The 13,425-nt window shown below is 39.7% G+C and carries 11 protein-coding genes; 5 read left to right on the top strand and 6 right to left on the bottom strand.

The genetic code is table 11. The features are described 5' to 3' along the window. Positions 1 to 172: 172 nt before the first annotated feature. The 5 genes from AC5JL8_RS22045 to AC5JL8_RS22025 all read left to right on the top strand — a co-directional run bounded on the left by AC5JL8_RS22045 (position 173) and on the right by AC5JL8_RS22025 (position 5,878). On the top strand, positions 173 to 493 hold the full coding sequence (locus AC5JL8_RS22045; RefSeq protein WP_495881823.1) for a hypothetical protein: 321 nt from the start codon (positions 173 to 175) through the stop codon (positions 491 to 493). Beyond that, entirely contained in the window at positions 475 to 843 is a 369-nt protein-coding gene (locus AC5JL8_RS22040; protein WP_495881822.1) for a pentapeptide repeat-containing protein, read from the top strand. The genes AC5JL8_RS22045 and AC5JL8_RS22040 overlap by 19 nt, the downstream gene beginning before the upstream one ends. Positions 844 to 1,109: 266 nt before the next feature. After that, positions 1,110 to 2,078, top strand: coding sequence for an aldo/keto reductase (locus tag AC5JL8_RS22035; RefSeq protein ID WP_495881821.1), 969 nt, complete (start codon positions 1,110 to 1,112; stop codon positions 2,076 to 2,078). 264 nt (positions 2,079 to 2,342) lie between these two features. Further along, the gene (locus AC5JL8_RS22030) at positions 2,343 to 5,600 is read left to right on the top strand and encodes an EAL domain-containing protein (protein ID WP_495881820.1); all 3,258 of its coding nucleotides are present in this window, start codon (positions 2,343 to 2,345) and stop codon (positions 5,598 to 5,600) included. A 56-nt stretch (positions 5,601 to 5,656) separates the two neighbouring features. After that, the gene (locus AC5JL8_RS22025) at positions 5,657 to 5,878 is read left to right on the top strand and encodes a sensor histidine kinase (protein ID WP_495881846.1); all 222 of its coding nucleotides are present in this window, start codon (positions 5,657 to 5,659) and stop codon (positions 5,876 to 5,878) included. Between the two features lie 109 nt (positions 5,879 to 5,987). Here AC5JL8_RS22025 and AC5JL8_RS22020 read toward each other — a convergent pair whose 3' ends face one another. The 6 genes from AC5JL8_RS22020 to glgX all read right to left on the bottom strand — a co-directional run bounded on the left by AC5JL8_RS22020 (position 5,988) and on the right by glgX (position 12,588). Further along, positions 5,988 to 6,803 carry a DUF1838 domain-containing protein gene (locus AC5JL8_RS22020; protein ID WP_495881819.1) on the bottom strand — a complete coding sequence of 272 codons (816 nt, stop codon included), beginning with the start codon at positions 6,801 to 6,803 and terminating at the stop codon, positions 5,988 to 5,990. Between the two features lie 525 nt (positions 6,804 to 7,328). Further along, the gene (locus tag AC5JL8_RS22015) at positions 7,329 to 7,994 is read right to left on the bottom strand and encodes a phosphoribosylanthranilate isomerase (protein ID WP_495881818.1); all 666 of its coding nucleotides are present in this window, start codon (positions 7,992 to 7,994) and stop codon (positions 7,329 to 7,331) included. Positions 7,995 to 8,094: 100 nt separating this feature from the next. Then, positions 8,095 to 8,931 carry a class I SAM-dependent methyltransferase gene (locus tag AC5JL8_RS22010; RefSeq protein ID WP_495881817.1) on the bottom strand — a complete coding sequence of 279 codons (837 nt, stop codon included), beginning with the start codon at positions 8,929 to 8,931 and terminating at the stop codon, positions 8,095 to 8,097. A gap of 18 nt (positions 8,932 to 8,949) precedes the next feature. Next, the gene (locus AC5JL8_RS22005; protein WP_495881845.1) at positions 8,950 to 9,159 is read right to left on the bottom strand and encodes a DUF8173 domain-containing protein; all 210 of its coding nucleotides are present in this window, start codon (positions 9,157 to 9,159) and stop codon (positions 8,950 to 8,952) included. 109 nt (positions 9,160 to 9,268) lie between these two features. After that, positions 9,269 to 9,814, bottom strand: coding sequence for a pentapeptide repeat-containing protein (locus tag AC5JL8_RS22000; protein WP_495881816.1), 546 nt, complete (start codon positions 9,812 to 9,814; stop codon positions 9,269 to 9,271). 647 nt (positions 9,815 to 10,461) lie between these two features. Beyond that, complete coding sequence (gene glgX, locus AC5JL8_RS21995; protein ID WP_495881815.1) at positions 10,462 to 12,588, bottom strand: glycogen debranching protein GlgX; 2,127 nt, start codon at positions 12,586 to 12,588, stop codon at positions 10,462 to 10,464. Positions 12,589 to 13,425: the final 837 nt, after the last annotated feature.

Raw genomic sequence — 13,425 nt, 5'->3', positions numbered from 1 at the left:
TAATTTTAACAACATGGCAAAGGAATTCCTAGAGAAATCAATATTAATTAAATACTCACCCACAACTCTGGTTAGCAACTACATTCCTTAGAGGTTTGCCGTTAGACATCGCTCAACAGTATCCTACGCAGTATCTTGGAAATAGAGCATTGATACTGTTGGAGTAGGGATAATGATTTTAACCGAATTCCAAAAGTTGGTCGAAACACAGCGTTTATGTCCTGAAACTTTACCAAAAGCACTGCAAGCCTTGTTTTATGACAAGCAAGGTGATTGGCACAAAGCTCATGAAATAGTGCAAAATGCTAGCGATGCTGACAGTGCTTGGGTTCATGCTTATTTACATCGCAAAGAAGGCGACTTGAGTAATGCTCGTTATTGGTATCGGCGTAGTAGTCAGCCAGAGTTTACAGGACAACTAAACCAGGAATGGGAAGAAATAACTTCTTGCTTACTGAACAAGGTTAATGAACTATGGACGCGGAAGAACTGAGGCGGCGTTATGCTGTAGGCGAGAGATATTTTCCCGCAGCGAACTTAAGTAGAGCCAGACTGATTGCAGCCTACTTACCTGGAGTTAATTTATGGGGTTCGGACTTGAGTGAAGCTAACTTAGCCAAAGCCAAACTTTGGGGAGCAGACTTAAGTAGAACTAATCTAGCCAAAGCGAATTTAACCAGAGCAAATTTGAGCGGTGTGAAGCTGAACGAAGCAAATCTCCGAGGCGCAAAACTTAACTATGCCAAGATGTATGCAGCGGATTTAAGTGGAGCTTACTATGATGAAAGCACCCGATTTCCTAGAGGTTTTGACCCGATTAGTAGAAATATGCGGAAATTTTAAACTGTGTCAACTTAAGCAAACAGAATTAGCGGTTAGACAAACAAAGTCCGTTCTATGTAGTTGCGGTTTCTAACCGCCGATTTCATTTTAAGTGGATACCAATGAACAATGTTGTGCCTCTATCACGTGTTGCATCCAAATGAGAACCGCTATATTTGCTTCTGGGTATCTTGGTAGTGATTTTGATCCAGTTCTTATCAAAATAGTTTTTGGAGTATTCCCATAGGCATAAGAATTTTGAACCCAATTTTTTCTTTAATAAACTCATGATAAGAAGAAAAACACGGCGGAATTTCTTGCTTACTAGCGTTGCTGTAGCTAGCGGCATTGTTAGAGCTGATGCTTTATCTAGCAATAGTTCTAACACTGCGACACCATCAGCAACAATGCCAGAAAGAGTCCTGGGAAACACCGGAGTAAAAGTGCCCATCTTTGGCTTGGGAGGCGCAAGTACAAACACGCCGCTTGATAAACCGGATAAAGAAGATGAAGCATTGGCGATTATTGAAAGAGCGATCGCACTTGGTATTCGTTACTTTGATACAGCCCGCAGCTACGGAGCAAGTGAAATTCATTTAGGAAAAGTGCTGCCAAGTCATCGTGCAAAAGTGTTTTTAGCCAGTAAAACAGATAAAAGAGACCGCGATGGAGCATGGCGAGAATTAGAGAGTTCGCTAAAACGTCTCAATACTGATTATCTCGATTTATGGCAGTTGCATCACGTCTCTTATTCTCAAGAACTTGACACTATATTTAGTGCATCTGGCGCTATCAAAGCTTTAGAAGAAGCGATGCAGCAAAAAATTGTGCGGTTTGTTGGTATTACCGGACACCGCGATCCACAGGTAATAGTTGAAGGATTACGTCGCTTTCAATTCCACACAACTTTAATTCCTGTCAATGCAGTTGAAAAACATCATTCAAACTCATTTATTCCTACAGTTTTGCCATTAGCACAGCAAAAAAACTTAGGTGTAATTGCGATGAAAGTTCCTGCTTATGGGAAGTTATTTCAAGCAGGTGGATTAAAAAATATCCAGCAAGCTTTAGGATACAGCCTGTCTCAGCCAGGAGTTCATTGTTGCATAATTTCTGTTGATAGCTTGCAACAGCTAGAAGAAAATGTTCAGGCAGCAATTTCCTATCAACCTCTAACTAATCAAGACTTAGCAGCAATTGAACAACGCACTGCTCCTTTTTGGAAAGAAAGTACATTCTATCATTCTTGGAGTTAGTACAAAATTGACAGCTTGCTTCTTTATATTTCAATACGGTTCAGATAATAATTGATCCTCCCTAACCCTCCAAAAAGGAGGAAATTAAGCTCCCCTTAGAAAAGGGTGGTTGGGGGGATCTTCCAAAACCGAATACCACTAACTCAGCCGTATTGCTTTATATTCTCTAAATTAAAAGCTTGGCAAATTTACGGTGTTAAGTACTGTAGTGCAATGGGCATTATAAAAGTGACAGTTTAAGAAATTTTAAATACCATTGCGCGAATGTTAATACCTTCCACTGCTTTGACAGAAGCTGAACTGGAGTCAGCAATTGTTCGCAACCCGCTGATAGTTTCGCCAAATACATCTGTGATGGCAGCGATCGCCCTGATGAGTGGTATTCGTGCTATGTGTTCATCTTCAAAACAGGCAGATAGCGAAATTGCAGCCCTGCACCTTGAGGCTCGTTCGAGTTGTGTGTTGATAGTTGAAAACAATCAGTTATTAGGCATTTTTACAGAACGAGACGTGGTTCGCCTCAGTTATCAGAAGCGATTGCTAGAGAATTTAGCAATCGCTGAGGTGATGACACATCCAGTTATTAGCTTGCAACAATCTGCATTTACCAATCTCTTCTTTGCCGTCAATTTCCTCCAGCAGTATCACATTCGCCACTTACCTCTGCTTAATGAGCAAAACCAAATTGTGGGGCTACTGACTCATGAGAGCTTGCAACAATTGTCACGTCCAATAGACTTGCTGCAACTACGCCTTGTAACAGACGTGATGACTCCTCAAGTGATTTCTGCTGCTCCCAATATTTCTATGCTAGCTATCACTCGTCTGATGGCAGAACATCAGGTAAGTTCGGTTGTCCTTGTGGAAGAACGAGTTCACGAACCACAAGGACAAACTCTACAAATACCGATTGGCATTGTCACAGAGCGAGACATTGTACAGTTTCAAGCATTGGAACTCGATTTTGAACATCTGCAAGCGCAGGTTGTCATGAGTACACCGGTTTTCTCAGCCAGCCCTGGGGATTCTCTGTGGATTGTGCAACAAATAATGCAGCAATATTTAGTCAAGCGAATAGTGGTAGTTGGAACCCAAGGAGAGTTGTTAGGGATTGTTACTCAGACCAGTATTCTTAAAGTACTCAACCCACTGGAGTTAACTTACTTAGTTGAAGTATTAGAACATCAAGTTTCTCGGTTAGAGGCGGAGAAACTAGAACTGCTGCAAAATCGCAACGCCGAATTAGAGCAGCAAGTCCTTGAGCGTACAGCTATACTCAAGACAAAAGCAGAGCGGGAGCAATTAATTACAACCATTGCTACTCAAATCCGTTCTTCGCTCAACCTACAGGATATCCTCGACACAACAGTTCAACAAGTGCGATCGCTCTTAGACTGCGATCGCGCTACAATCTGGCAGTTCCAACCCGACTGGAGCATAGTTGGGGTTGCAGAATCTGTAGCTAATGGTTATGTTTCTTACCTGGGTAAACAAGTTTACGATTCTTGTTATGCGCCTAATTGGACAGTAAGCTATCGCATAGAACGAGCACGAGTTGTCTGTGATATCTACACCACACAGATGAGTGATTGCCACCGCCAGCAACTAGAAACATTGCAAATTCGAGCAAAAATTTTGGTTCCAATTATTGAAGGTGACAATCTGTGGGGACTGCTGAACGTTGTTGAGAGCCAAACTCCTCGACAGTGGCTAGCTGAAGAAATCTCTCTAATGCAACAGCTTTCGACTCAGCTAGCGATCGCCATCCACCAAGCTACTGCTTACCAGCAACTGCAAACAGAACTAGCAGAACGACAACGAACAGAAGCACATTTACGACAAAGCGAACAACGGTATGCTTCTTTGGCAGCCGCAGCTCCAGTTGGCATTTTCCGAACCGATGCTCAAGGAAACTGTATTTACGTTAATGAACGCTGGTGCAATATCACCGGGATAACTTCTGAAGAAGCCGCCGAAACAGGATGGGTTAAAGCACTTCACCCCGATGACCGAGAAAAAGTTTCAACTGAGTGGTATTCTGCTGCTTTGGAGACTCGTCCGTTCCAACTAGAGTACCGATTTAAACAGCCTAATGGCACAGTAACTTGGGTATTTGGACAAGCTGTTGCAGAGTACGATTTAGCAGGGCAAATCACAGGCTATGTAGGTACAATCACTGATATTAGCGATCGCAAACAAGCAGAAGAACAACTAATTTATAACGCACTGCATGATGCTCTAACTGGCTTACCCAACCGTAATTTTTTTATGGAACGGCTGGAATTAGCTATTAACCGAGCCAAGCAAATTGAAACTTATCAATTTGTAGTTTTGTATCTTGATATGGATCGCTTCAAAATCATCAATGATAGCTTAGGACACTTAGCCGGAGATCAACTACTAACTATCATTGGTCAAAAGTTAAAATCCAACATTCGACCAATAGACCTAGCGGCTCGCTTTGGAGGTGATGAATTTGTTATTTTGCTGGAAAACCTGCAAGGTATTCAAGAAGCAGTTGTGGTTGCCGAGCGGATATTAGCAGAGTTTCAAGCTCCATTAATGCTTAACGGATATGAAGTCTTTATTACCACAAGCATCGGTATTGTTTTAGGAAAAGAAAACTATCATCAAGCCTCCGATTTGCTTCGAGATTCAGATATTGCAATGTATCAAGCAAAGGCTCAAGGGAAAAGCTGCTATAAAATATTTGATGCCCAGATGCACACTCAAGCACTCATCCGACTTAATTTAGAGAATGACCTGCGTAAGGCTCTAGAACGACAGGAATTTATCGTCTACTATCAGCCTATTTTTGATATCAATAGTAAGCATTTGATTGGGTTTGAGGCACTGGTGCGCTGGCAACACCCGATTCGGGGATTCGTTCCTCCTGGAGAATTTATTTCCATAGCTGAAGAAACAGGACTGATAGTTACTCTAGATAGCTGGATACTCTACACTGCTTGTCAGCAACTTGCTATTTGGCAAACTCAATTATCTAGCCAATTTCCGTTAAAGGTTAGTGTTAATCTCTCGGTTCAAGATTTGCGTAAAGCCACTTTAGTTAAAGATGTAGAACGCATTCTGAATCAGACTGGTTTAGATGGTCACTGCCTAACTTTAGAAATTACCGAAAGTATGCTTATTGATAATATCACTGAAACCCTCATCATATTAAAGCAGTTAAAAACACTAGGCATTCAAATTAGCATTGATGATTTTGGTACTGGATATTCATCGCTTAATTATCTTCATCGATTACCTGCTGACACCTTAAAAATTGACCGTTCATTTATCAATCAAATGCAAGAAGGAAGCCGGAACTATCAAGTTGTCAAAACTATAATTACACTCAGTAATCAACTCGGATTAGCAGTTGTGGCAGAAGGTATCGAAACACAACAGCAACTTCAATGGTTGCAAGAACTCGGATGTGAATTTGGTCAAGGATACTTGTTTTCTCCTCCTATAGCTGCTCATCAAATTGAAACACAATTTATCAATAATCAAGCGTATTAACAATCAAAAATAATTTTTCAAAGGCAATTGTGGATGAGAAAGTTTAATAAACTCAAATTTCTGCAAAGACCAACGGTATAGGTATAGATAATACAAATCTATTGAAAATATTCGATCCATTCTTCACTACTAAATCTGTTGGCAAAGGTATCGGTTTAGGTTTAACTATTTCCTATCAAATTATCCAAAAACATCAAGGAGATATTAAAGTCGTTTCGCACTTAAATAAAGAAACAGAAGTGACTATTCAATTACCATACCTGCTCCAAAAATATTAATCTTTGGTAGGAGCCGTCTGCAATTCTCTGATGAAAAGCGGTATAGACAGCGGTTATGCGCTACCTCCCAGAGTAACGCATCGGCTAAGTTTGCTTCTCAAATCACACTTTACAATTCTTCTGCTGCTGGTAGCGGAAAGGTTTCGCCAGCCAAATAAGCATCAAAATTTTGTTGAAAGTATAACCAAGAGGTCATATCTTCGACATCAAGCAATGATTTCGGGGCATTTTTATATAAAGGAACGCGAGTATTAATTTCATTTTGCAACAACTGAGGTAACTCTAAAAAGCCACCGACTTTACTTCCATAAGCACTATAGATCAAATGACCGGGGCGATCGCCCATTTTCATCCAGGGTAGCCACTGACCAATTCGATCCCAACTCAGTTTAAGTTGCGTAACTGAAGAAAGTTCTGAGTTGAATAAGTCTGCGGTTGGCACGGTTAGTTTAAATAATTCCGCTGCCTGATAAATTTGATGTGGGCTATATTCAGTAAATTTCGAGTCTGCTGCTAGGGGATTGGGGTAAGTAGGAAAAATGTCAAAAACGAAAGTTGTACTGTCGCCTTCTACTTGTGCAGGAAATTTGCCTTTAAATTCACCCTGCACAGGATTATTAGCCACATGCATCACTGGTACTGTCTCTTCTGTCCAAGGATTCTCCCATTTAGGCAAAATCTCATCTGTTTGTGGGTCAAGATAGTAAGTCAGTTCCCTGGAAGTAAAATCCCAGATTCCCGCTTCTTTAGGAATACATCTACTAACGCTCATCCCCACTATTTTAAACAGAAGTTTTCTCTTCTCCCCAGGCATAAATGCGTAAATTTTACCTGTCCAGATGAGGAAGGTCGATTGGCTATGATCTAGAGAAGAACGAGTTTTTACCCATTGTTGGGCATCTAATTCTTGAATTTGGGCAACCATCTACAGTATCCTTATTAAAAAGTTTGTAGTACTTACATTTTGCACCAGTTGCTTTATAGCAATTTTTGTTGGTGGGTACTGCCCATCCTACAACTACTATTTTTTACGAATAATTTATGGTTGCATAAAACCAGCATTTTAGACTAGTTGCGGTAGTAGTTGATGAGTTGGTTTATAAGTTTCGGTCAAACGTTTTTAGCTTTTGTTAAAGCGTTTGTTGCTAAGATTAGTCCATTCATAAGTTTTGTTTAAGGGTTAGCAACAAATGTATAAGTATTTGTTGCTAACGTTAGTTTGTTAGTTAGTTGCATTAAAGCGTTTACAACAAATGTTTAAATGTTTGTTGTTAACGTTAGTCTATCTATAGGTTTTATTTAAGTGTTTGTAGTAAATGTATAAGTGTTTGTTGCTAACGTTAGTTAGTTGCATTAAAGTGATAGCAACAAATATTTAAATGTTTGTTGCAAATGTCATCTTGTTTATGACTTGCGTTATGGTAATAATTCAAAAAATTTTTGCAACATATCAATCATCTTTCAACTGCTGGAAAAAGCGCTGAAGTTTGCTTTCATCTAATTTGCCGTTGCTACGAACCCCATTACACAAATCCAGCCCAAAAGGAGCGACTTGCTTGACGGCAATAGCCACATTATCAGGATTTAGTCCGCCTGCCAAGAAAATCGGTACATCCAACTGCTCGCGGATTTTGGCACTGAGTCGCCAATCGTGTATACGTCCTGTGCCTCCCAATTCTTTTACCAGCAATGATTGATTGCCAGAGTCAAGCAGAATAGCATTTACATAGGGGGCAATTCTGACTGCTTCTTGTAAAGATTCTTCTGTAGTGACGTGGATTACTTGGACAATAGAAATTCCAGGCAAGGCAGATTTTATATCTTCATAGCTTCCTGATTCTAGGCGATCGCATATTTGTATAGTATTAGTACGGCAGCGTCTGTGCTGCTCGATAATCTCTTGAGCATCTTGGCTGGAAGTAAGTAAAAAGGTAGCAATTGGGGGCGGTACACAAGCAGCAATTTTTGCTATTAAATCTTCACTGATGACACCAGGCCCACTCGGCATATTAGAAACTAAACCAAGAGCAGAAGCACCATAACGAATTGCAGTCCATGCTTCTTCTAAGCTACTGATGCAGCAAATTTTGACTCTTGGGTTTGCTGTTTTTTCCATTTTTATCCTAATTCCTAAAGTAGCAATCATTTTCAAATTTGTATAATAGCAATTTTGCAAAATATAGCTACAGATACTACAAATTAGGAATTAGTATAAACTAGATTTTTTGAGCAACGTGAAAAGCTGAAAGGTATGAAATCTGAATACTTCCTGCAAAGTTATTCTCTATCACTTGCCTCAAATCTTCAAATAAAGAATTTCTCTTTTGTGGGTTTAGCGCTAGGTACGGCGAATAAGTACTTAAAAGCGAAAGATAATCATCGGTGCGGTAGGTGACGCTACACATTAAATGTTCGGAAACTAATCCTTTGAATAGACCTGAATCAATGACAGCTTGTCCAAACCCTTGAAGAATCTTTGCCTGAGTTTCGCTTGTTTCATATCGGGCAACAGACGGAGCATGAATTTGATAAACCTCATTTAAAACTTGATAAACTTCATACTGGGGTTGAGGTGTCATGTTCCACAATAAAATTAGAGAACCGTTATCTTGCAAGGCAGCAGCAGTTTTTGGATATCCAATTTCAGGTGGAACCCAATGAAAAGCCGTTGCCGCAAGAACAGCATTAAATCTCTCAGCCTCTAACTCCCATTCTTCAAATAAGGTATTCTTAATTTCTACATTTGCATACTGGGCACAATTATTACGTGCAAGTTGGCAAGCTTCTTGGCTTGGTTCAAGGCAGATCATTGAAAAGCCTAGTTCAGCAAATGCTGTAGTTGCAATCCCAGGGCCACATCCCACTTCCAAAATGATTGCATCCGCAGGAAGTTGGGCTAACTCCACAGCACGACCAATTAACTTTTGAGGATAACGCGGTCTTAAGCGATTGTAGGCATTTGCAACTTCGCTATACCAGTTTTTTCTTTGTTCTAAAGTATAAGTATCTGCAACTTGGCTGTACCAATTTTTGCTTTGTTTAGAATCTTTCATGTTATGTAACGGGAGAAGTCAAGCCGCAGCTTGCGATCGCCTTTTACACCACAGCCACGCAATTAATGCACCAAAACCAAAAATATTTACCACTGACAATACCAATCCTCCCAGTACGGGAATCAAACCAATTAAACCCAAAATTAGCATCCCAACGAGAAATTGTTGCATCTGTGTTCGCTCTGAAGATGCCATAGCCCTTTCTCCAAGCCAAAACGCAACTCCCAGATTTCCTATGTGTAATCGCTTGTTGAGTAGAGTACATATTTGAACATTAATTATTTAATGCACAGCAGCGGATAGAGATGGGTGCAACTGTGCTACAAATGTTTAATGCTCAGGTTGCAAGACTGCTGTCGCCGCCTTCTAAAATAGTACCGTCTAAATTAGTATCTTTTAGGTTAGCTCCGCTAAGATTGGCTTTTTCTAATGCTGCTTGATGCAGATTTGCTTGGTACAAGTCCGTAAATGCCAAATCTGCCCCACTCAAATCTGCGGCTTCTAGATTAGCTTGACTCAGTGAAGCCTCACGGATGTCAGCCTCAGTCAGAGTCGCTTGTTCCAAGTTAGCAGCTTTGAGATCAGCCTGATTCAAAACGGCTTCATTAAGAAACGCACCTTCTAATATTGCATTATCAAGAATTGCATCGCTCAAATCGGCTCCGCTTAAATTAGCCCCTTTTAAATTTGCACCATTGAGCGTGGCCCCGCTCAAGTCAGCCCGATTAAGGTTAGCTCTTTGCAAATTTGCTCGATCCAGCATTGCTCCATGAAGAATTGCACCACTGAGATTGATGTCTTGCAAAACTGCATCCCTGAGGTCAGCAATGCTAAAGTCTCTCTCCCCTGCGGCATATCGTTGCCTCAGTTCTTCTACGTTCATCGGCTAAAACTCCGTTTTTCTTCAAATAAAAGACTTGAGCCTTTTGTTGCAATGATTAATTACTGAAAATACTTCCAAATCAGAACACTTATTTAGCTCAAAAATAACAAGCATTCAGAAAGTGCCCAGCCTAATAGTGACAAAACTATCAGGCAGAAAGTGATGTAATTTAGCATTGAAAAAAACTTAAATTCAAAATACTTTTTTGCAAAGAGTATTAAAGACAATTTAAAATATATTTTTAACAATAACTTCTATCAAAAGTCAAAATATAAACAAAATAATTACCTCGAAAGAGTTAAAAACGTATACTCTAATTAACTCTGTAGAAAGATGTTTTATAACTTAGTGTTTGCTCATTTAGTTAATATGTGTAAGTTAATGATTTTTAAAATATTTTAATTAAACTTCATAACTTGAGTTTGAGATATATTACAGTAGCCACTCAATTAGCCAACTATTCTAACTATTTGCGGGTTAACTGCATCAAGGTACTTAGCACCTATCTCCGGTGTTAGCAATTACAACATCAGACGATTTTAAATCCAAAATTCTACAACATCGAAAGCGCCATTATGGTTACAGGTAAGCACACGCTATCCCTCCCGTGTGCCAATTTTCATATTAAATTCTAAGTTATGATTCCACTAACCGATGCTACGTAAAACTATAAGCGATCGCCCAACCGCGGGTATAGTTTGATAACCTGAAACAAACTTCTTGTCTTGAATGAAACGAGGTTCATTGGTATCAATTACTATTTGCCATGCTCTATTCTTAAGGGTACTAGGCAGAGCAAATTCAATTGGCTCATAATGAGCGTTAAAAAATAGCAAAAAACTTTCATCTATGATCCGCTCACCCTGTGGGCCAGGAGTAGCAATTCCCTCACCATTTAAGAAAATTTCTAATACTTTGGCATAACTCACCAGCCATTGCCGTTCACTCATTTCACTGCCATCGGCATTAAACCAACCGATATCACTAATGCCAACACCATGAATGGGACGACCTTGAAACCACTTGCGCCGCCGAAATACTGGATGCTGATGACGCAAATAAATCAGTTCTCGTGTAAAGTCCAATAAATCTTTATTTGATTTTTCCAACTCCCAGTCTTGCCAGGAAATTTCATTGTCTTGGCAGTAGGCATTATTATTACCCTTCTGAGTACTGCCAAATTCATCTCCACCCAGCAGCATTGGTACACCTTGAGACAACATTAGGGTAGTGAGAAAGTTCCGTCGCTGGCGTTCCCGCAAGCGTAATACCTCTGGGTCATCGGTTTCTCCTTCTACACCACAATTCCAGGAATTATTATGATTGTTACCATCCCGGTTATCTTCGCCGTTAGCTTCGTTGTGCTTTTCGTTGTAGCTGACTAAATCATTGAGTGTAAAACCATCGTGGGCAGTTATGAAATTAATACTTGCATTCGGACTGCGCCCGTTTGCTTGATACAAATCAGGACTACCGGTGAAACAGTAAGCAAAACTTCCCAAATTATGATCCGCACTACGCCAAAAATCCCGTACAGTATCCCGATATCTACCATTCCACTCAGTCCAACGGAGGGGAAAGTTACCTACCTGATAGCCACCTGGCCCCAAGTCCCAAGGTTCAGCAATCAGCTTCACATCTGCCAAAACTGGGTCTTGATGGATAATGTCAAAGAAAGCTGCTAGGCTATCTACCTCGTATAATTCTCGTGCCAACGCTGAAGCCAAATCAAAGCGAAAACCATCTACGTGCATTTCCGTTACCCAATAGCGCAGGCTATCCATGATTAACTTCAGAACTTGGGCATGGCTCACATTCAAAGAATTACCGCAACCTGTAAAATCCATGTAGTAACGGGGGTCATCTTTGACTAAGCGGTAATACACGCTATTATCAATCCCTCGTAGTGACAGCGTTGGCCCTAAGTGATTCCCTTCAGCTGTGTGGTTGTAGACCACATCTAAAATCACCTCAATCCCCGCAGAGTGCAGATCCTTTACCATCTGCTTAAACTCGGTAACTTGTTGCCCTAAACTACCACTTGCACTGTAAGCGGCATGGGGAGCCAGATAATTAACGGAATCGTAGCCCCAATAATTCCTCAGTCCTTTATCTATTAGATGCCCTGGATGGGTTAAAAAGTGATGTACAGGCATCAACTCAACGGCTGTAACTCCTAGTTTTTGCAAGTGGGAAATTACGGCAGGATGTGCCAGTCCAGCATAAGTACCACGCAATTGTTCTGGAACCTTTGGATGTAGCTTGGTCAGACCCTTAACATGAGTTTCATAAATCACGGTTTTATGCCACGGTGTATAGAGTAGTTTGTCATCTCCCCAATCAAATGATTGATCGACAACAACACACTTGGGCATGATGTGGGCATTATCTAAATCAGAAAAGGCTAAGTCTGGCTCAGGAGCATCCCAAGAGTAGCCAAAAATAGCTGGCTCGTGAATAATATCGCCATCAATTGCCTTGGCATAGGGGTCAATCAACAATTTATTGGGATTAAAACGATGACCCACCTCTGGGGCCCAAGAACCATGCACTCTAAATCCATATCTATCTCCTGGCCCCACTCCAGGGACATAACCATGCCAAACAAAATTGGTCTTTTCTTTCAAAGGTAGGCGAATTTCTTCATTATCATCATCGAATAAACAAAGCTCTACACCGGTTGCATTCTCTGAAAACAAGGCAAAGTTTGTTCCTTTTCCATCCCAACTAGCGCCCAAAGGATAAACATTCCCTGGCCAAAGTGCTACATACATAAATAAAATTCCAAAATTCAGTTTTTATGACAACCAACAAACATAATTGAACTCAGCAATGTCAAAAAAATTAAAAAATTCATTTTCTTTTGATAAACGCTGAGAATAAAGTGAGCGCTTCATGGATTGATATCAGTAGAAGCGATCGCGTGAGGTTTGTTAATTCTGATAGAAGAATTTTATGCATAATCAAAATTTTTTTAACCTACCTAAGGCGGAGATAACATATATATCACTAGGTTGAAATCTCTAATACTTAGTCGCAAAAAGCCAGAATTAAAAGAAATTACTTCATTTACTGAGGTTTGTCAAATAATTATTACAAGCTAATGTGTTCTAGGTAACAAAATAAGCTGATACTAGTTAAAATATTTACTATTTTAATACTTAAAAATGGTCGATTATATGTAATTAAGTGATAAAGATGGTATTAGCTAACAAATTAATGTAATACATAAACTGTATTTAATAAGCTTTAGACATTTGATATAGTCTTTTATATTTAACTGCCTTATCTTATTGAAAACGAGTTTTAATATTTATATATTAAGAAAATTATTATACCTAAGAGATAGTACAATAAATAGTTTAATATTTATTTAGATAGATAATAAAGTTAGATAAATAGAGTAGTATTGTTCACAATACTACTAAATATTAATTGGATTAATCAAAATAAAAATACATCAAACTATAAATTGGTTTGAATCTACGTTGAAAGCTTTGGTATAAAAGTGAGTTTGGCCCTGCCTTGAAAAGATAAGGTATTAGTGATTGGCTAGCAGAATTAATAAAGCTTAAGTCATGAGAGCTTTTATGTCCTGACTTTTCCCGTTA

Source organism: Mojavia sp., from assembly GCF_059505145.1.
Note: the sequence above shows the minus strand (reverse complement) of the source record. Positions and strands in the feature narration are given on the sequence as shown.